Here is an 18,652-nt window from a genome sequence, read left to right as displayed (position 1 = left end):
CGCCGGACGCCGCGAAAAGCGTCAGCTTCATCCACGCACCCCAAAGCCAGCAGCCAAAGCCCAGCCGACCAACACACCCCCAAAGCCAGCCGCGAGGGCCTGGCCGAGCACGTGCGCGCCAGTTCGGCCGGACGCTGCGAAGAGCGTGAGCTTCATTGTCGCGCCCCGAAGTCCGCTGCATGGTCGGCCGCCCACTCGGCGAACGTGCGCGCCGGGCGGGCCAGGATCTTCTCCACCTCCAGGGTCGGCGGGAACTGTGGCTGCGCGAGGTGCGCGACGTAGCGCGCCATCATCGCGGTGATGAACGGCTCCGGCAACCCGTTGGCCAGCATGCCTTGCGCCGCCGCCTCGGCCGGGGTCTCGTGGAACCGCAACGGCCGGCCGAGCGCGACCCCGAGCTGCCGCACCATTTCCGCGTGGGACAACGACTCCGGGCCGGTGAGGTCGATGCGCCGGCCGAGCAGGTCGTCGTCGACGAGCGCTCGCGCCAAGACCTCGACGAGGTCCGCTTCGTGCAGCGGCGACTCCTCGAAGCCGGCGTAGACGTACCGGACGTCGTCACCCGCGTGGATCTGGCCGCCCCACGCCGTGAGGGCGTTCAGTGCGAACGAGCTGGGCCGCAGGCTGACCCACTCGAGACCGCTCGTCGCCGCCGCGTCGTCGACCTCCTTGTTGCGGTCGCCGCGGAACCGCGACGGCTGCGCGTCGAGCCGGTCGGCGACGTTCGCCGCCGCCAGCGCGACCACCCGGCGGACACCGAGCTCCCGCGCCCGTGCGACGACGTCGTACGCGGCATCTCCCACCGCGCGCGAGTGCAGGAACAGCGCGTCCGCGCCGCGCAAAGCCGTGTCGAGCGTCTCCGGCCGCTGCGGATCTCCCTCGACGACCTCGACGTCGGCGGGCAGGGCCGCGTCCTGCGGTGAGCGGGTGACGGCGCGGACGCCGTGCCCCTTGAGTTCACTGGCCAGCAGGCGGCCGACCAGCCCGGTCGCCCCGGTGAGCACGATCATGGTGAAACCCTTCCCCCGCGTTACCCTGATGCCTGAAGTCCAGATGATACGAGGAGCATATCATATGAGTTCCGTATCGGGTGTCGATGGGGAGGACGCCCGCCGTCGGAGGCGGACGGCCGCGTCGGTCAAGGAGGCGCTGCGCGATCTGCGAAACCAGCTTTCGCTGCTGAACCACCACGTCAGCACGCGCTTAACGCTCAAGGACGTCGACCTCGACTGCCTCGAGGTGATCTCCCGGCTCGGCCCGATGAGCCCGAGCGCCGTCGCCCGGCGGGCCGGGCTGCACCCCGCGACGATGACCGGCATCCTCGACCGCCTCCAGAAGGGCGGCTGGATCGTCCGGGAGCGCGACCCGGAGGCGGCCGACCGGCGCGCGATCGCCGTGCGCGCGGTCCGGGGCCGCAACGCCGAGCTGTTCCGGCTGTACGCGGGCATGAACGCCGCGCTGGACGAGATCTTCGAGGAGTACAGCGAGCCCGAGCTGGAGCTGATCGCCGACTTCCTGCGCCGCGCGACGTCGGCGGGTCACGTCGCGACGGGTGATCTGGCCAACAGCTGACCAGCGGTTTTTTGTGCTGTACTCCGTGGCATGTGGCAGTCGGGCGACGCGTACGAGGCCTACATCGGGCGGTGGAGCCGCCGGATCGCACCGGTGTTCGTGCGGCAGCTGGCCGCCCCGGCGAGCCGGCGCTGGCTGGACGTCGGCTGCGGCACCGGCGCGCTGACGTCGGCGGTGCTCGAAGCGGGCGACCCCGCGGAGGTCACCGGAGCCGACCCGTCCGAGGGGTTCCTGAAGACGGCTCGCGCGAACGTCACCGATCCGCGCGCGTCGTTCACCCTCGCGGACGCCCGGGAGCTCCCGTTCCCGGACGGCCACTTCGACGTCGTGGTGTCCGGCCTGGTCCTGAACTTCGTGCCCGACCCGGCGCGCGCGGCCGCGGAGATCGCGCGGGTGACGCGCGGCCTGGCCGCGGCGTACGTCTGGGACCTCGCCGAGGGCATGGAGCTGATCCGGCACTTCTGGGAGGCCGCGGCCGAGCTCGACCCGGCGAAGGTCGCCGACCTGGACGAAGGCCGCCGGTTCACGCTCTGCCGCCCGGAGCCGCTAGGTCGCTTGTGGACGGAGGCGGGCTTCGAGGACGTCTCGGTCGGCGAGATCAAGATCCCGACGGTGTTCACCGGCTTCGACGACTACTGGCGGCCGTTCCTCGGCGCCCAGGGCCCGGCCCCGGCGTACCTCGCGACACTCCCCGAGGCCCGCCGGGACCAGATCCGTGAACTCCTGCGCAGCCGCCTGCCGACCAACCCGGACGGGTCGATCCCGCTGTCGGCCCGCGCCTGGGTGGTCCGCGGAACGGCTTAGCGCGGCCGAAGTTCTCAGAGACCCGCCTGCGACAGCCAGTCCTTCGCGACGTCTTCAGCCTTCTCACCATCGGAATCGACACGCTTGTTGAGATCCCGCATGACATCGGTCGTCAGCTTCGCGCTCACCGCGTTGACGGCCGTCGCGAAGTCCGCACCCCGCTCGTCCAGCACCTTCTTGTTCACCGCCGGCACGACGTTCTCCGTCGGCACGATGTTCAGGTCGTCCTTCAGCACGGTGTAGTTCGAGTCGCCGGTCAGCGGGCTGACCGAGTCGACCGGGATCACCGTCACCGCGCCCGACTTGAGCTGCTCGACCCGCGGCCCGGCCTCCTGGATCGTCTGGAAGGTCGCGTTCGTCAGCTTGTAGACGTCCTTGAAGCCCAGGAAGCACGGCAGCCGCTTCTCGCACTCCGGCGGGCCCGCCATGACGACCTTGTCGAGCTTCTTGAGGTCGCTGATCGACGCGATCCCCTTTTCCTTCGCCAGGTCGGACTTGACGATGTAGGTGTTCTTGTCCTCCGCCGGCGCGAAGTTCAGCAGGCCGACGCCGCTGGGCTCGAACAGCTTGGCCAGCTGGTCGTGCTCCTCCTGCGCGGTCTTGCCGGCGTCCTTGCCGAAGCCGGTGGTGATCGCCGCGCCCTGGTACTCCGGGACGAACTGCAGCTCGCCGGACTTCAGGGACGGGTAGATCAGCTCTCGCGAGCCCAGGTTCAGCTTCTTCGTCACCGGGTAGCCCTTGGCCTCCAGCGCCTGCGCATAGATCTCGGCGAGGATCTGGCTGTCGGTGAAGTTGAAGGACGCGACGACGATCGGCGCCCCGCCCTTGCCCTGCGCGGCGGGCTTGTCACCGCTGTCGCTGCCACCACCACAGGCGGCCAAGCCGAGTGTGGCCGCGACGGCCACCGCCACCACGGACGCGTTCCGGAACCAGCGCACGATCCCCACTCCCTCATCACTCGAACAGACGAAAGGACCCTAGCGCCGCCCACCGACAAGCGCCCATATATTGGGAGAAGACGTCCCAGATTCCCAACCTGCGGAATTCAACCGCCCGAACGGGGTAGGGTCGGCCGGTGCATGTGACCGCGGTGACCCCGCTGGCCGCCGACAGCGGACCCCCGATCTTCCAGTGGAGATGGGTGGACCGGAACGCCGACGACATCGTCCAGCGCCTCGGCGAGCACGTCTCGCTGACCGCCGCCGCGCTCGGCATCGGCCTGGTCGTCTCGGTCGGGCTGGCGCTGCTGTCCCTGCGGTTCCGCTGGTCGTACGGCTTCATCCTGAGCACGGCCGGCGGCCTGTACGTGATCCCGAGCCTGGGCGCGTTCGCCGTGCTGGTCCCGTTCTTCGGCCTGACGTTCGTCTCGGCGGTCATCCCCCTCGCGACGTACACGCTGCTCATCCTCGTGCGCAACATCGTCACCGGCGTCGACCAGGTGCCCAACGAGGTCCGCGAAGCCGCGATCGGCATGGGCTACACGCGCGGCAAGCTGCTGTGGCAGATCGAGCTGCCGCTGGCGCTGCCGGTGGTGATCGCCGGGCTGCGCGTCGCCGCCGTGACGACGATCGGCCTGGTCACGGTGACGTCGATGCTCGGCCTCGGCGGCCTCGGGTACTTCATCCGCGCGGGCATCCAGACAGCCACGCCCAACCCGACGGAGATCATCGTCGGCGTCGTGCTGTCAGTGGTGCTCGCGGTGGTCGTGGACCTCTTGCTCTGGCTCAGCGAGCGCCTGCTGGCGCCCTGGACCCGGAAGGTGCGGGGACGATGAGCTTCTTCGACCAGCTGAACGCGTGGCTCGCGGACCCCAACCGCTGGAGCTGGACGGACAAGGCCGGCATCCCGTACCGCACGGTCGAGCACCTCCGGTTTTCGCTGCTGGCGCTGGTGATCGCGGCCGTCCTGACGATCCCCGCGGCGCTCTGGCTGGCCCACTACCGCCGTGGCGCGTTCCTCGCGAGCAGCGCGGTGAACATCGGCCGCGCGATCCCGAGCTTCGGCCTGATCATCCTGTTCTGGTTCCTGGCCAGCCGCTGGGAGCTGGACACGACGTTCTGGCCGTTGCTGTTGGCGCTCGTCGCGCTGGCGATGCCGCCGCTGTTCACGAACACCTACGCCGGTGTCGTGTCCCTGGAACAGGAGACGGTCGACGCCGCGCGCGGAACGGGTCACCGCGAGGGGCAGATCATGCTCCGGCTCGAGCTGCCGCTGGCGTCCCCGGTGATCCTGGCCGGCGCGCGCGTGTCGTTCCTCCAGCTGATCGCGACGGTCGCCATCGGCGCGATCGTCAACGACGGCGGCGGCCTCGGCCGCTACATCGTCGACGGTTTCGCGCTGGGCGCCCAGGGTTACGGCGAGATCTTCGCGGGCGGCCTGGCAGCGGTGATCCTGGCCCTGCTGTGCGACGGCGCGTTCGCGCTCATCACCCGTTTGGCCACACCCCGAGGTCTGGCGCTGCAGAACGCCCGGCGTGAGTCGTAGGAATCTCACCCTGCGCAGTCACACCTTACGATCCGTGTGTGGAGCGTAACAAGCCGAACGCGCGCAAGCGCCTGCTCGCCAACAAGCTTCGCCGCCTACGCGAAGACGCGGGTCTCACCCAGGTCGAGGCCGGCGAGCCGATGCGGTTCAACAAGAACAAGATGAGCCGCATCGAGCTGGGCCACCTGCCGGACTACAACGGTTTCCTGGGCTTGCTCGACCGCTACGGCGTGATCGTGTCGGACTACGACGAGTGGGTCAGCCAGTACGACCGTGCCTGGGAGAAGGGCTGGTGGCACGCCTACGGCCTGAATGACCTGGGTTATGTCGCTTTGGAAGCCGACGCCGACGAGGTTCGCACCTACCAGCTCGGCCTGGTTCCCGGGCTGCTTCAGACCGAGGCGGGGATGCGCGCCGCGTTCGCCGGTGCGCGGGATCCGATGTCCGGTCGCAGGCTGGAGAACGAGATCACGGTCCGCCTGCGCCGCCAGACCCGGCTCACCGACGATGAGCCGCTCAGGTTCCACGCCATCATCGACGAGTCCGTCCTGCGCCGCCCCGATCTGCTCCCGGACGAGCAGTGCGCGCAGCTCGAGCACATCACCAAGCGCGCGGAGCTGCCCAACGTCACGGTGCAGGTCGTGCCGAACAACCATGGCATCCATTCCGGGCGGAACGGCAGTTTCAGCATCCTCAGCTACTCGCGCCTCCAGGAGCCGGATATCGCCTACGTCGAGCACGGTTTCGGCTCGCTCCAGTTCGAGAAAACCAAGGATGTGAACGCTGCTAGGCTGGTTTTCCGTCATCTCGCCGATCTCGCATACGACGAACCGGACTCGATCCGGTTGATCCGGCAGGTGATCGCCGAAATCTGACTGGAGGCGACCAACGTGTCCGACCTCTGCTGGCGCAGAAGCAGTCACAGCACCGGCGAAGGCCAGCAGGGCGACTGCGTCGAAGTCGCCTTCGCCGCCGAAACGGTTGTGGTCCGCGACTCGAAGGCCCCGGCGTCCGGCACGCTGACAGTGTCGCCCGAAACCTGGCGCCACATCGGGGAAGTCACCCGCTGAACGAGCGGCACGCGGCAGCCAGCCGTTCGACCTCCGGCCCCAGCGGCCGGTCCTCCTCCACCGGCGGCACCACCGACCGCACCCACTCGTACGCCGCGCCCAACCCCGGAACGCCGTCCGCGGCCAGGTACCGCGCCTGCGACGCCGTGACCAGCTCGCACGCCGTGATCGCGAAGAGGTGCGTCGCGGCCGCCCGGAGCTCCTCGCCCGCCGCCCACGCAAACGCTTGCACGTCCTCCTGACCGGCCGAAGTGTCGATCGAACCGAGCGTCGCGGGCGCCGCGAGCCGGCGCAACGCGTGCAGCTCCCCCGCCGCCCGCTTGTGCAGCGGCACCAGTCCCGCGCGCGGGCCCGGGTCGGTCGTGAGCTGCGCCGGAAGCCCGCTGAAGCGCTCGTCGAGCAGGCGGTGCGTCCGCTGCACCGAGAGCTCGCCGAGGTGCACGAGGGCCGCCGTCACCGCGTCCATCCGCAGGCCCAGGTCCACGGCGTGGTAGGCCGTCCCCGGGAGGAAGTCCCCGTCGACGAACGACGGTGAGTCCCCCGGCATCGTCCCCCAGCGCCGCCGGGCCTCGGCCAGTTCGTCGTTGACGCGGGACGCGTGCGCCAGCGCCCGCGGCGCGACCCGCACCGACAGCGGCGCCTGCACAACCCCGGCGCGCACCGGGCCCGCGCCCACCATCCCGGTCAGGGCCGTCAGCAGGCGCCGCAGGTGGTCGTCGCCGCCCGCCATGACCGGCGAAAACACCTCGCGCGGCGCGCCGAGGACGTCGATCGCCATCGCCTCGGTGAGCGTCTGCAGCTGGATGAGCTGCCGTGCTTCGGCCTGGCCGCGCTGCGCATGCGTAACCGCCAGCGGAGAACCCTGAAGCAGCGAAGCGCCTTCCTTGGGCCCCAACACATACGGCTCCGTGCCGCGGCGGGCGAGAGCGTCCGCCGCGGGGGTCTCGACGCCGTCTTCGAGCACGGTGCCGATGCCGAGGAACGTCTGGAAAGCGTGCGACAGCGGGATGATCTCGCCCGAACTGCCGAGGCCGCCGCGCGGGACCGCCGGGGTGAAGCCGTCGTTGAGGCGGTCGACGAGGAACTGCACCAGCTCCGGGCTCACGCCCGACCACGGCTGCAGGAAGTCCCGCAGCCGCACGAGAAGCAGCGCCCGGACGTCCTCGGGCGGGAGCCACGGCGGCCCGCCGACGGCCCGGCCGACCAGCAGGTTGCGCTGGTGCTCGGCCTGCTGCCGCGCGTCGAGCGCGACCCCTGCCAGCCGGCCCATGCCCGTGGTGACGCCGTAGATCGGCTCGGCACGCTTTTCCAGCGCCGTCAACAGCTCGTCCCGGCGCCGCCGCAGGGCTTCTACCAGCGGTTTGTCCAGAACCAACCGTTCACTGTCGGCGAACTCGCTTCCGTCGGTGATCATCGGTACGGCAGCATGGTGCCGACGCCGGAAGCCTCGGCGCGGGTGAGGATCAGGTCCGCCACCGCGACGTCCGTTGTGGACAGTCCGCGGTGCCAGAACAGGATCCGCTCGGCGTCGCGCTCGCGGCCCGGCTTCTTCCCGGCTACGACGTCGCCGATCTCGGCGTGGACCCCGTCCGCGGTGAGGAGGCCGGCGTTGAGCTGGGGGCGCAGGGCGCCGAACCGCGGGTTGCCGGACCGGGATTCGCGCCAGTCGTCGACGACAACCTTGTCGATGTCTTCGAGCAGCGTGAGCTCCAGTGCGCTGATCGTGCCGTAGGGCACCAGGAAGGTGCCGGGCCGGAGGAACTCGCGACGCACGAGTGCCTCGGGCTCGACCAGCCTGGAGGCCTCCACCTGGATGTCCGCGCCGTCGAGGGTTTCCTCGGCCGTGGCGCAGACGCGGACGGCCTTGCCGAGCCGTTCGGAGAGCCGGCGGCCGAAGTCCTCACGGGACTCCGGGCGCTTGCTGGTCACGCGGATCTCGGCGAAGTCGAACAACGAGTCGAGGAGGACGACGTTCCACCAGGCGGTGCCGCGGGCGCCGATGTGCCCGAGCACCCGGGAGTCCGGGCGCGCCAGGTACTTCGCGCCGACGGCGGTCATCGCGCCGGTGCGGGCCTCGGTGATCATCGTGCCGTCGACGATCGCCCGCGGCATGCCCGTGTCCGGGTCCAGCAGCAGGATCAACGCCATTTCGGAAGGGAGGCCCCGTTCGAAGTTCCCCACGAAGTCACCGACGACCTTCACACCACTGACCTGCTTCGAGGACAGGTGGCCGCGAAGGATGTTGAAGTGACCCTTGCCGCCGTTGTCCGGCACGAGGTGCGTACGCGGCTCGAAGACGACCTGGCCGCGGCCGTGGTCGGCGAGCACGTCCTCGACCGCGCCGACGATGTCCGCGTCGGTGATGCCGAGCGAGTCGATGTCGGCACCGGTCAGGTACCGGAGCCAGACGGACGTCACTTGGCGAGGTCCTCGATGACCTCGGCCCCGGGCAGCGCGGCCAGTGCGGCGCCGGAGATCAGCAGCTTGCTGCCGCGGATCCCGCTGCCGATGACGAGCTCCGGCGCGTCCGCGACCCGCTGGTCGACCAGGATCGGCCAGTCGGCGGGCAGGCCGACGGGCGTGATGCCGCCGTACTCCATGCCGGTCAGGGAGACGGCTTCGTCCATCGGGGCGAACGACGCCTTGCGGACGTCGAGGCGGCGCTTGATCACGCCGTTGACGTCGGCGCGGGTCGTCGCGAGCACCAGCGCGGCCGCGAAGCGGACTTCACCCGAACGCTTGCCGGCGACGACGACGCAGTTCGCCGACGCCTCGAGCGGTGAGCCGTAGGTCTCGCAGAAGGCGGCGGTGTCGGCGAGGGCCGGGTCGATCTCCGCGACGCCGAGGGCGTCCGGTTCGGCGAGCGCGGCCAGCGCCTTGGCGACGGGCTCGGCGAGCAGGTCAGTACGCGTGGGGGCGGGAACAACCGTGAGGCTCCCGGCAATCGTCCAGGTCACCTCGTCACCCTAGCTACCAGTTGGAGCCGCCGCGCTGGACCTCGATCAGCTTGGGACGGACGTCCACCAGGTAGACCAGGGAAGCCGCGGCCGCGGGCACCCAGAAGATCATGCCCGGACTGTTGGGATCCAGGTAGAACAGCACCATCGCGAGGGTGGCGCCACCGGTGATCAGCATCCAGACCGGCTTGGTCTTGCGGTCCGCGGCGGAGTAGGCGTCGGCGCGCTGGAGCAGCGCGTGCACAAAGGCGAAGAGCCCGACCAGCGCGCTGCCCCAGTGGATGACTTCGATGATCCAGATGGCAACCAGCACAGCGACAGCTTACGGCAAACCACCCGAACGACCCCGGCCCCGCCACCGGGGTCGGAGGCGGGGCCGGGGTCTTCACGGCGTTTTTACTTGTCGGTCTTCGGCGCGGCCGGCTTCTTGACGGCGGCCGTGGCGGTCGTCGTCGTGCGGCGGGCCGGGGTGGCCGTCTTCGGGGCCGTCTTGTTCGCGACCTTGCGGCTCGCGGAGCGGGTCTCGTGGGCGACGTCGTCACCCAGGTCCTCGATGGCCTCGGCGGCGTCGCCGGCGACCTCGGTCACCTTGCGGGCGGTCTTCTCGCCGACCGAGCGGGTGCGCTTGGTGAAGGTGCCGAGCACGCCGTCGACGCGCTCGCGGACCTCGGTGGTGACGCCCTCGACCTGGCCCTGCGCGGTGGCGACGGCCTCCTCGAGCTGCTCGATGGCCTTCTTGACCTGCGGCTGGGCGGAGAACTTGTCCCACGCCTGCTCGCCCGACTCGGCCAGCTTGTTGTACAGCTTGAGCGCGGCCTCGGTGTACTCGTCGATGACCTTGCGCAGCTCGGCCGGGTCCAGCTTCTCGCGGAGGCTCTCGACGTCGGTCGGCAGCTCCTGCAGGTTCTTGCGGGCGGTCTCGCTGCCCTTGGTCACGTTCTCGCGGGCCTTCGCCACGGCGTCGGTGACGGCCTGGCCGGCCAGGTTCCCGGCGCCGAGCGCGGCGAGCAGCGGGGTGCGGACCTGGTCGAGGGCGGTGTTGACGGCCTTCTTGACGTCTTCGGTCTTGGGGGTGGTCATGGTGACTCCTTGGTGTCTGCGGCTGGTGTGCTGTCTGGGGTGTCCGTGGCGGGGGATCCGGCGGCCGGCCGTGCCGCGGCGTTCTCCCGGCGGAAGGACTCAAAGACGTCGAGCAGGACCTGCTTCTGCCGTTCGGTCAGCTCGGCGTCGGCGCGGATCGCGTCGCCCACCGGCCCGCCCGTCGGCAGGTCGAGGATCCCGGCCTGCACATACAGCGCTTCGGCCGAAATGCGCAGTCCCTTGGCGATCTGCTGCAGGATCTCGGCGCTGGGCTTGCGGACCCCGCGCTCGATCTGGCTCAGGTACGGGTTGGACACGCCGGCGAGCTTCGACAGCTGGCGCAACGAGATCTTCGCGGTGTTGCGCTGCTGGCGGATGTACTCGCCGATGTCGGAAGCGATGTCCGCGACCTTCTCCATGGGACTGCCGGATCCTGGCGTCCCACCGGTCTCCGTCATCCGGTCACCTCCTCGCGACCATTCCGACGGTACGCCCGAGTGCTAGCTATTGCAAGCACTCTGCTTGCAACTATCGGGCGTGACGGTCCTCACCCGCTAACGTAAGGACATGACGCGCTCGGCCCGGCTGCGGCGGCGCCTCGTCGAGCACCTGCTCGACGAGGACGTCCTGCACGCCCCGGAATGGGTCGCCGCGTTCCGCGCCGTGCCCCGCCACGTCTTCCTGCCGCGGTTCTTCGTGCCGGCGGGCGGGCTGTGGGCCGCGGTCGACCGCGGCGACCCGGACTGGCTGGAGACCGTCTACTCGCGCGACGTCCTCGTGACGCAGCTCGACGACGACCCGGACCGCTGGGAGCTCGCCCGGCGAGACGGCCCGGTCGCGGGCACGCCGACGAGCTCGTCGAGCATGCCCTCGATCATGGCGATCATGCTCGAGGAGCTGCGGGTGCGGGACGGCCACCGCGTGCTCGAGATCGGCACCGGCACCGGCTACAACGCCGCCCTGCTGAGCCACCGCTGCGGCGCCGGCCGGGTGTCCACAGTGGACATCGACCCGGTGATCGTCGGCGAGGCCCGCGCGCGGCTGGCCGAGGCGGGCTACCACCCGGCGTGCGCCGAAGGCGACGGCGCCGAAGGCTTCCCGGCCGGCACGCTCTTCGACCGGGTGCTGTGCACGGCCGCGGTGTCTTCGATCCCACCGGCCTGGCTGGCGCAGACGACGCCGGGCGGCCTGATCGTCACGACGCTGCACCGGCCGATCGGCGCGGGGCTCGTCCGGCTCGTCGCGGGCGAGGACGGCACCGGCCTCGGCCACGTCCTCGCGCGCGACGGCCGCTTCATGCCGCTTCGCGCGCACCGGCTGCCGGACGCCGAGCCGCTCCCGATGCCCTCGCGCGGCGACTGGGAGCAGACGCGGCTGGCGATGTCGACGGTGCTGCAGCCCCGCAAGCAGTTCGAGTTCTTCGCCGGGCTGGCGCTGCCGGGCGTCCGCCCGGTCCGCGACAGCACGGACGACGACGCGCCGAGCGTCGCGCTGGTCCACGAGGACGGCTCGTGGGTCCGCCACCGCAAGCGCGCGGGCGCGGACGAGGTGGCCCAGGGCGGCCCGCGCGCGCTGTGGGAGCTCGCGGAAGCGGCTTATGTCGAGTGGTGCGAGCTGGGCAAGCCGGAACGCGACCGCTTCGGCGTGACGGTAACCGGGGAGCGGCAGCAGTTCTGGCTCGACACACCGGACGGCCGCGCCTGGCCGCTCGGCTAGGGCAACCTCGCGCGGATCCACGTCTCCACGAAGCCGGCCGTCGCCTCCGCCGAAGCCTCCGTGGTGTCGAAGAGGTCGACGCCCAGCTCCGCGGCCGACTTCTGCAGCCAGTCGTTGAACTCCAGCATCTCCTCGATGCGGGGCTCGTCCCACTCGCGCCAGGCCGGCCGCGCCCGCAGCCGGCGGGCCAGCGCCTCCGGGTTCGCGACCAGCGCGAGGTAGTGGACGTCGCTGAAGAACGCGCGCTCCGGCAGCGGCTCGAACTCCGGGGGCGCGACCGTCCCGCACAGCACGACCGGGCGGCCGTTCTGGTGCAGCATCGCCGCCATCCGGAGCCAGACCGCGCGGAACGCCTCGACGTCGTCGCGCAGGGCGCCCGTCCAGAGGACGTCCTGCTCCAGCACGACGACGTCGCCCGCGAAGCGCGCGGCGAGCAGTGGCCCAAGCGTCGACTTGCCGGCGCCGCTCGGGCCGGTCAGTGCGAACAGCGGCAGCCTCCGGAACGGCCACCGGTGCCCGCAGCGGGCGCACTCGAGCGTCTCGCCGGAGACGACCGGGCGGTCCGCCCGGTCGCCGCACGACGGGCAGATCCGCAGGTCGAGACCCACCTCAGTCGAAGAGGTTCTCGAGGAAGCCGCGCTTGCGGTGGCCGTGCCCGTACGGCCGCGGGGAATCCGAGTACCCGCCGCCGCGGTACCCCTTGGGCGAGTCCGCGTAACCGCCGCCCCGGTAGCCCTTCGGCGAGTCCGGGTAGCCGCCGCGGTACGGGCGTGGCGAGTCGGACCGGCCGTAGTGCGCCGGGCCGCCCTGGTACGGCGGAGGCTGGTGCCCGTAGAACGAGCTCTCCGCACCGGCGATGGCTTCCAGCTCACCGCGGTCCAGGAAGATCCCGCGGCAGCCTTCGCACTGGTCGATGTGGACGCCGTTCTTGTCCACAGTCCGCATCTGGTTCTGACACTTCGGACAAATCACACATCAGAGCCTACGCACAAACGGCTCAGCAGGCGCACAGGCAGAACGGGTGCCCCACTGGATCGGCGTAGACGCGGAACGTCTTCGGCGCGTCGTCCAGCAGTTTCGCGCCGAGGCCGAGGACGCGCTCGTGCGCCGCTTCCAGGTCCGTGACGGTCAGGTCGAGGTGCATCTGCTGCGGGTTCTCCGCCGACGGCCACGCCGGGGGCCGGTAGTCGTCGACACGCTGGAACGCGATGCCCGCGCCGCCCGCGGGGTTGGCCAGCGTGACCCAGTGGCCGTCCTCCGAGACGTCGGGCGCGTCCCACTCCAGCACCGCCCGGTAGAACCCGGCCAGGGCCACGGGGTCGGGGCAGTCCAGGGCCACCACACCCAGTGTCGGTACCGCGCTCATCGTCGCTCCCTTCGCTCGCGAGTAACCAGCGAACCGATTATGTGGGTTAGCGGGTCCGGGGGCAACCACCGTCCGCCGTACACTCGACACGTGCACACCGACGCCACCCTCGTCGTGGAGTTCCTCAACACGGTCAACGTCGAAGAGGGCACTGACCTGCTCGAAGATCCCGGACGGTGGCGGGGGTGGGCGGCCGCGCACGGCCTCAAGGCCAATCCGGCCCCCGAAGCCCGCGCGGCGCGCGACGCCCTGCGCGCCGCGACCGGCGACCCGCGCCTGCCCGGCGGCAGCCTCGACGTCGGCACCCGCATCTCCCTCACCGACGACGGCCCGGCCCTGGTCGCGGAGGACGTGGTCGGAGCGGTGTTCGCGGCCTGCGCCCGGCTCGTGGTCCGCGGCGACTGGATCCGGCTGAAGATCTGCCCCGCGGACACGTGCCTCTGGGCGTTCTACGACGAGTCCCGCAACCGCTCACGCACGTGGTGCTCGATGCGGGTGTGCGGCAACCGCGAGAAGGCCCGCGGCTGGCGAGCCCGCGCCGCCGCCGGCTGACCCGCGGGTCCAGCCGAGCGGCGGACACGCATCTTTCCCAGGGAAAGCTCCGCCCCAGCCCCCTCCGGACGCATCTTTCCCAGGGAAAGCTCGGTCTCATCCGAGCGGTGGACGCTCGATCACCTGTGGACAACTCGGCCCACCGGCACCACATATCCACGCCCCGGGAGTCCCCACCCCCACACGTTGTGGACAGTCATTAGGCCATCACCGTGAAAAGCTGTGGATAACCCGGGGGATAACTCAGCTTCCTGTGGACAACTGGGTTGAGGGTCCCCCAGGTGTGGTATACGACTCGTCCCTCAGAACAGCAGCTCCGCCACGGCGTAGATGACCAGCCCGGCCAGCGCGCCGACCACCGTGCCGTTGATCCGGATGAACTGCAGGTCGCGGCCCACCTGGAGCTCGATCTTGCGGGACGTCTCCTCGGCGTCCCAGCGCTCGACCGTGTCGGTGATGATCGTGGTGATCTCGCCCGAGTAGTTCTTCACCAGGTACGCCGCCGCGCCCTCGACCCAGCCGTCGGCCTTCGCGCGGAGCTGGTCGTCGGACACCAGGCGCGCACCCAGCGACATCAGACCGAGCCGCACGCGCCGGCGCAGCTCGCTCGACGGGTCCTCGGCCGCCGTCAGGAGCATCTCCTTGGCCGTGCTCCACGCCGAGCCGATCAGGCGCTGGACCTCCTCGTGGTGCACGATCTGGCCCTTGACCTGCTCGGCGCGGGCCATCACGTCCGGGTTGGTCTGCAGGTCCTGGGCGAACTCGCCGAGGAACTTGTCCAGCGCCAGCCGCATCGGGTGGTTGACGTCGGTCTTGACCGCCCACGCGAACGACAGCACCTCGCCGTAGACCTTGTCCGCGAGCATCTCGTCGACGAACTTCGGCGACCAGCTCGGCGCGCGGTCGGACACCACGCGCAGCATCGTCGTGTGGTTGTCGCGCACCCACTCGTACGCCTGGTCGCACATGAGGTCCACGAGCTTGTGGTGCGCGCCGTCGGCGAACACGCCCTGGAGGATCTTGCCCAGCGGCGGGCCCCACGGCTTGTCGATGATCCGCCGCGCGACCGCCTGCTCCATGATCGCCTGGACGTCCTCGTCGCGGAGCACGCGGACCGCGGCCCGGACCATCGTGGCCAGCTCGGAGGTCACGCGCTCGGCGTTCTCCTCCTGCGCCAGCCAGCCGCCGAGCCGGCGGGCGATCTCGACGCGCTTGAGCTTGTCGCGCACGACCTCCTCGGAGAGGAAGTTCGACCCGACGAACTCGCCGAGGCTGGTCCCGAGCGCGTCTTTCTTGTTCGGGATGATCGCCGTGTGCGGGATCTTCAGGCCGAGCGGGTGCCGGAACAGCGCCGTGACGGCGAACCAGTCCGCCAGCGCGCCGACCATGCCGGCTTCGGCCGCGGCCCGCACGTAGCCGACCCAGCCCGGCCAGCCTGCCGACTGCGCCCAGCTGGTCAGCAGGAACACGAGGGTGGCGCCGAGCAGGAACGACAGCGCGACCAGCTTCATCTTGCGCAGCGCGCGCCGCTTTTCCGCTTCACCGGCTGCGCCGCCCGGCGGGTCGGCCGGGGTCACCTTGGCGGGGGTCAGTTGCTCCACACCACCATTGTCCGCGAGGATCGCTGATCGTGCGCGAACCTGCTCTCGTCCCCCGCCTGCGGCCGTTCACCTCGACCATCTTCGCGGAGATGACCGCGCTGGCCGTCGAGCACAACGCCGTCAACCTCGGCCAGGGCTTCCCCGACACCGACGGCCCGGCCGGCATGCTCGACGCCGCCAAGAACGCGCTGTTCGGCGGGGCCAACCAGTACCCGCCGGGGCCCGGGCGGCCCGAGCTGCGCGCGGCGATCGCGCGGCACCGGCTGCGCTACGGCACCGAGTACGACCCGGACACGGAGATCCTGGTCACCGCGGGGGCGACCGAGGCCATCACCGCGACGCTGATCGCCCTGACCGAGCCCGGCGACGAGGTCGTCGTCATCGAGCCCTACTACGACTCCTACGCCGCCGCGGTCGCGATGGCGGGCGCCGAACGCCGTGTTGTCGGACTGGTCGAAGGCCCGGACGGCCGGTTCGGGCTCGACGTCGAGGGGCTGCGCGCCGCGATCACCCCGCGGACGCGCGCGATCCTGGTCAACTCGCCGCACAACCCCACCGGCACGGTGTTCACCCGCGCCGAGCTCGAAGCGCTCGCCGCGCTCTGCGTCGAGCACGACCTGATCGCGATCTGCGACGAGGTCTACGAGCACCTGGTCTTCGACGACAACGAGCACATCCCGCTGGTCACCCTGCCCGGCATGCGGCCGCGGACGGTGAGCATCTCCAGCGCCGGCAAGACGTTCAACTGCACCGGCTGGAAGATCGGCTGGGTCTGCTCGACACCGGAGCTGGTCGCCGCGGTGAAGGCGGCGAAGCAGTTCATCACCTTCGTCTCCGGCGGGCCGCTGCAGCCGGCCGTCGCGCACGCGCTCGACCACGAGCTGCCCTGGGTCGACGGCCTGCGCACGAGCCTGCAGGAGAAGCGCGACCGGCTTTCGGCCGGGCTCGCCGAAGCCGGGTTCGCCGTGCGGCCGACCGCGGGCACGTACTTCGTCTGCGTCGACGTGCGGCCGCTCGGCTTCACCGACGCCGCCGACCTGGCGTGGGAGCTGCCCGCCCGGGTGGGGGTCGCCGCGGTGCCCGTGAAGGTGTTCACCGATCACCCGGACGAGTGGAAACACCTGCTGCGTTTTGCGTTCTGCAAGCGCAACGAGGTCATCGACGAGGGCGTCACCCGATTGCGCAAACTGGTCTGACGATCTCGCTACGGCTTCGCGGACGCTTCGACAGCCGGGGATCAACGCCGTAGCGCGTCACAAGTGCGGGGAAGCGTCGCGGGGCCGCGCGCGCCGGCCCGTCGACGGCCGCGGCGGAGCGCTCGGCACGCCCGTCGCTCGCCGCGCATCACTGTCACGCTCCGCGACCGGGTGGGGAAATTCCGGCCGCGGCGCGAGCCGGCCGATGGGTCACGGGCTCACCTGGCGGACGCGGGCGGCGCGTGCGGCCGTCCGTGATCATCACCGTGCTCCCGATCACGGACCGCAGCGGTTCCGAACGGCGCTCCGGCTGTCCCTTGTGGACGCCGCACGGGACCGGCGGCGCCAGCGCGCACACCCGTTCAGCCCAATCGCCGTCCCACATCCCGGACGACTTTCCGATCGCCCAGCCGAAACTCCGCTCCGGCACCCAGCGCGCACGAGTCGGCACGCACCGCTGTCACCAGTCCGGAAACATCAGGTCAACCCCCGAATGTGCAAGTTGCAGAACTCGTCCGAATGGTCGCAGAAGAGCACCCGAACGGCACTGAGAGTGATCAACTTGTCGGCCGCACCTCCCGTGCCCGGTAGGGACGTTCCGCCTTACGGGCTGGATCGAACGCGGGAGAGATGAAAGACTCCCGAGCGGTGCTAGAAAGAGTGCAGCCCCGGGGGAACTGCGACCTGGCCGGAGAAAGACCTCAGCAAGAACAAGCTCGAACGGACGATGTGAGAGCTTCAGGCGCGGACGGTGGTGGTGGCGGTGAGCAGCACGGCGATTGCGCGCCGCGGCGCTCCCGCGCAGCCTGCGCTCACCGAGGGTGAAACCGTTTTCGCGCGCGGGCGCGCGCCGCGCCCGTGGGCGGCGGCGCTGCACCGGCCCGCGGCCAAGATCCTGGTCGCCGGTGGCCTGACGCTGGCGGGCTGGCTGCTCACCGGCGCGCTGACCGGGAGCACCGCCTCGGCCGCCGAAACCGCGAGCTGCCCCAGCGCGCCGTCAGTCTCCACTGTGGACCAAGCCCCCGCGAAGTCCTTCACGCACGGCAAGCACCGCAAGAGCCACCACCGCGAAACCGGCGCCGCCCAGTGCGCGCAGCAGCCGGAGACCGGTGACGAAGCCACGAAGCAGCCTGACGAGACGAAGACCGCCAAGGAGACGCCGGCCGTCGAAAAGCCGGCCGAAAAGCAGTCCCTGGCGAAGCAGCAGGCCGAGGAGCCGGCGACCGAGAAGCCCGCCACGAAGGCGACGTCCTCCGGCGGCGGCCTGCTCGGCGGGCTCGTCGGCGGGGTCCTGAACCTGGTCGGCGGCACGCTGAACACGGTCACCAGCACCGTCGGCGCGGTCACGACCACGCTGTCCCACACCGTGCTCGCGCCGCTCACGCAGCCGCCCGCGGACCACCCGGACGCCCCCGCCATCCTCCCCCTCGACGACATCCTGGCCCCGGTGCTGGGCACCGGCTCGAACTCGGGCGGCGCCACGGCGATCGTGCCGGGCCTGGTCGACGGCCTCACCGGCGGCACCGAGGTGACCACGGCCACCGTCACCACGACCACGACCACCGCCGCCGCGCCGGTGGCGGCCACCGAACCGACCTCAGAGCCGCAGTCGGGCCGGGTCGCGGTGGTGCACCTCATCGAGCGGCAGCACACCCTCCCGGCGACGCAGGAAAAGCCGCAGCCGCGCGATTCCGGCGTCCACGCCCGCAACGGCGGCGGCGACTCCACGCCCGGCCTGCCCGGGGGCACCAGCTCTCCGAGCGCGCCGGCCCCCACCGCCGCTCCCGGTCACGACGGCCCCGGTGGAGCCCGCCACCCGTTCGCCGTCCACACCGACCACGCCACCACCACCCAGCTGAAGCTGATCGGCGCCAGCCGCGACCACGACGTCGACGGCGCGGGCAGGGAAGCCGCCCTGCCCACCACCTCCCCCGACTGACCCCGTACCGGGCAGCCGGGGAGAACTGCGTCCAAAACAAGATCAACTGGACGCGCCGCCACGCCGTTGAGGCGTGAGGAATCCCCTGCAGCAGTGCACAATCCGTGGCTCTTTCACGTCTCGTGACGCCTTTTGCGCGTCCGACGTAACCCAGGGGCGAAACGCATGCGAAACCACAGTCTTTCCGACCGGCCGACCGCGCCCGGCCGGGTCGGATCCCGGTCCCGGGGGGGGGGGGGGGGGGGGGGGGGGGGGGGGGGGGAGGGGGGGGGGGGGGGAACGGGATGTGGTTATAACCGAGATGAAGAGTGATGC

Annotated in this window: 22 protein-coding genes; 10 read left to right on the top strand and 12 right to left on the bottom strand. The window is 70.9% G+C overall.

Annotated elements, in window-relative coordinates; genetic code table 11:
• Positions 1 to 152: 152 nt before the first annotated feature.
• A complete protein-coding gene (locus tag ACZ61C_RS43485; protein WP_465313813.1) occupies positions 153 to 1,010 on the bottom strand; it encodes an NAD(P)H-binding protein in 858 nt (285 codons plus the stop codon).
• 64 nt (positions 1,011 to 1,074) lie between these two features.
• Between ACZ61C_RS43485 and ACZ61C_RS43480 the strand changes: the two genes are divergently transcribed.
• Positions 1,075 to 1,572 (top strand): MarR family winged helix-turn-helix transcriptional regulator, encoded by a 498-nt coding sequence (locus ACZ61C_RS43480; RefSeq protein ID WP_465313812.1) that lies wholly within the window; start codon positions 1,075 to 1,077, stop codon positions 1,570 to 1,572.
• A gap of 30 nt (positions 1,573 to 1,602) precedes the next feature.
• Entirely contained in the window at positions 1,603 to 2,376 is a 774-nt protein-coding gene (locus ACZ61C_RS43475) for a class I SAM-dependent methyltransferase (RefSeq protein WP_465313811.1), read from the top strand.
• Positions 2,377 to 2,390: 14 nt separating this feature from the next.
• On the opposite strand, the gene ACZ61C_RS43470 is transcribed toward ACZ61C_RS43475, so the two are convergent.
• Complete coding sequence (locus ACZ61C_RS43470) at positions 2,391 to 3,314, bottom strand: ABC transporter substrate-binding protein (RefSeq protein WP_465313810.1); 924 nt, start codon at positions 3,312 to 3,314, stop codon at positions 2,391 to 2,393.
• 137 nt (positions 3,315 to 3,451) lie between these two features.
• On the opposite strand from ACZ61C_RS43470, the gene ACZ61C_RS43465 reads away from it, so the two are divergent.
• Genes ACZ61C_RS43465 through ACZ61C_RS43450 form a run of 4 tightly spaced genes read left to right on the top strand, consistent with a single transcriptional unit; the run spans position 3,452 to position 5,930 of the window.
• Complete coding sequence (locus ACZ61C_RS43465) at positions 3,452 to 4,150, top strand: ABC transporter permease (RefSeq protein WP_465313809.1); 699 nt, start codon at positions 3,452 to 3,454, stop codon at positions 4,148 to 4,150.
• The gene (locus tag ACZ61C_RS43460) at positions 4,147 to 4,860 is read left to right on the top strand and encodes an ABC transporter permease (RefSeq protein ID WP_465313808.1); all 714 of its coding nucleotides are present in this window, start codon (positions 4,147 to 4,149) and stop codon (positions 4,858 to 4,860) included. The genes ACZ61C_RS43465 and ACZ61C_RS43460 overlap by 4 nt, the downstream gene beginning before the upstream one ends.
• A 38-nt stretch (positions 4,861 to 4,898) precedes the next feature.
• Positions 4,899 to 5,735 carry a helix-turn-helix domain-containing protein gene (locus tag ACZ61C_RS43455; protein WP_465313807.1) on the top strand — a complete coding sequence of 279 codons (837 nt, stop codon included), beginning with the start codon at positions 4,899 to 4,901 and terminating at the stop codon, positions 5,733 to 5,735.
• Between the two features lie 15 nt (positions 5,736 to 5,750).
• Positions 5,751 to 5,930, top strand: coding sequence for a DUF397 domain-containing protein (locus tag ACZ61C_RS43450; protein WP_465313806.1), 180 nt, complete (start codon positions 5,751 to 5,753; stop codon positions 5,928 to 5,930).
• On the opposite strand, the gene ACZ61C_RS43445 is transcribed toward ACZ61C_RS43450, so the two are convergent.
• From ACZ61C_RS43445 to ACZ61C_RS43420, 6 genes are all read right to left on the bottom strand, one after another.
• Complete coding sequence (locus tag ACZ61C_RS43445) at positions 5,920 to 7,344, bottom strand: aromatic amino acid lyase (protein ID WP_465313805.1); 1,425 nt, start codon at positions 7,342 to 7,344, stop codon at positions 5,920 to 5,922. The two genes, ACZ61C_RS43450 and ACZ61C_RS43445, sit on opposite strands and share 11 nt — an antisense overlap.
• Positions 7,341 to 8,348, bottom strand: coding sequence for an ornithine cyclodeaminase family protein (locus tag ACZ61C_RS43440; RefSeq protein WP_465313804.1), 1,008 nt, complete (start codon positions 8,346 to 8,348; stop codon positions 7,341 to 7,343). Before ACZ61C_RS43440 ends, ACZ61C_RS43445 begins: the two co-directional genes overlap by 4 nt.
• Positions 8,345 to 8,887: a YbaK/EbsC family protein gene (locus tag ACZ61C_RS43435; protein WP_465313803.1), complete on the bottom strand. Its 543-nt coding sequence runs from the start codon at positions 8,885 to 8,887 to the stop codon at positions 8,345 to 8,347. The genes ACZ61C_RS43440 and ACZ61C_RS43435 overlap by 4 nt, the downstream gene beginning before the upstream one ends.
• A 13-nt stretch (positions 8,888 to 8,900) precedes the next feature.
• Entirely contained in the window at positions 8,901 to 9,200 is a 300-nt protein-coding gene (locus tag ACZ61C_RS43430; protein WP_465313802.1) for a DUF2516 family protein, read from the bottom strand.
• A gap of 83 nt (positions 9,201 to 9,283) precedes the next feature.
• Complete coding sequence (locus ACZ61C_RS43425; protein WP_465313801.1) at positions 9,284 to 9,967, bottom strand: hypothetical protein; 684 nt, start codon at positions 9,965 to 9,967, stop codon at positions 9,284 to 9,286.
• On the bottom strand, positions 9,964 to 10,386 hold the full coding sequence (locus tag ACZ61C_RS43420; RefSeq protein WP_465313822.1) for a helix-turn-helix domain-containing protein: 423 nt from the start codon (positions 10,384 to 10,386) through the stop codon (positions 9,964 to 9,966). The genes ACZ61C_RS43425 and ACZ61C_RS43420 overlap by 4 nt, the downstream gene beginning before the upstream one ends.
• A gap of 148 nt (positions 10,387 to 10,534) precedes the next feature.
• On the opposite strand from ACZ61C_RS43420, the gene ACZ61C_RS43415 reads away from it, so the two are divergent.
• On the top strand, positions 10,535 to 11,683 hold the full coding sequence (locus ACZ61C_RS43415) for a methyltransferase domain-containing protein (RefSeq protein WP_465313800.1): 1,149 nt from the start codon (positions 10,535 to 10,537) through the stop codon (positions 11,681 to 11,683).
• Here ACZ61C_RS43415 and ACZ61C_RS43410 read toward each other — a convergent pair.
• From ACZ61C_RS43410 to ACZ61C_RS43400, 3 genes are read right to left on the bottom strand one after another with little or no spacing between them, the layout of a single operon-like run.
• Positions 11,680 to 12,291: an AAA family ATPase gene (locus tag ACZ61C_RS43410; protein WP_465313799.1), complete on the bottom strand. Its 612-nt coding sequence runs from the start codon at positions 12,289 to 12,291 to the stop codon at positions 11,680 to 11,682. The genes ACZ61C_RS43415 and ACZ61C_RS43410 overlap by 4 nt on opposite strands.
• A 1-nt stretch (position 12,292) precedes the next feature.
• Entirely contained in the window at positions 12,293 to 12,655 is a 363-nt protein-coding gene (locus tag ACZ61C_RS43405; RefSeq protein ID WP_465313798.1) for a TFIIB-type zinc ribbon-containing protein, read from the bottom strand.
• Positions 12,656 to 12,680: 25 nt separating this feature from the next.
• Complete coding sequence (locus tag ACZ61C_RS43400; protein ID WP_465313797.1) at positions 12,681 to 13,049, bottom strand: VOC family protein; 369 nt, start codon at positions 13,047 to 13,049, stop codon at positions 12,681 to 12,683.
• A gap of 90 nt (positions 13,050 to 13,139) precedes the next feature.
• On the opposite strand from ACZ61C_RS43400, the gene ACZ61C_RS43395 reads away from it, so the two are divergent.
• Positions 13,140 to 13,601 (top strand): CGNR zinc finger domain-containing protein, encoded by a 462-nt coding sequence (locus tag ACZ61C_RS43395; RefSeq protein WP_465313796.1) that lies wholly within the window; start codon positions 13,140 to 13,142, stop codon positions 13,599 to 13,601.
• A 302-nt stretch (positions 13,602 to 13,903) separates the two neighbouring features.
• On the opposite strand, the gene ACZ61C_RS43390 is transcribed toward ACZ61C_RS43395, so the two are convergent.
• A complete protein-coding gene (locus tag ACZ61C_RS43390; RefSeq protein ID WP_465313795.1) occupies positions 13,904 to 15,202 on the bottom strand; it encodes a DUF445 domain-containing protein in 1,299 nt (432 codons plus the stop codon).
• A gap of 29 nt (positions 15,203 to 15,231) precedes the next feature.
• Between ACZ61C_RS43390 and ACZ61C_RS43385 the strand changes: the two genes are divergently transcribed.
• Both ACZ61C_RS43385 and ACZ61C_RS43380 read left to right on the top strand, forming a co-directional pair.
• On the top strand, positions 15,232 to 16,398 hold the full coding sequence (locus ACZ61C_RS43385; protein ID WP_465313794.1) for a pyridoxal phosphate-dependent aminotransferase: 1,167 nt from the start codon (positions 15,232 to 15,234) through the stop codon (positions 16,396 to 16,398).
• 763 nt (positions 16,399 to 17,161) lie between these two features.
• Positions 17,162 to 18,337 (top strand): hypothetical protein, encoded by a 1,176-nt coding sequence (locus tag ACZ61C_RS43380; RefSeq protein WP_465313793.1) that lies wholly within the window; start codon positions 17,162 to 17,164, stop codon positions 18,335 to 18,337.
• The last annotated feature ends 315 nt before the right edge of the window (positions 18,338 to 18,652 follow it).

It is taken from the genome of Amycolatopsis sp. NPDC104587 (assembly GCF_055583645.1).
Note: the sequence above shows the minus strand (reverse complement) of the source record. Positions and strands in the feature narration are given on the sequence as shown.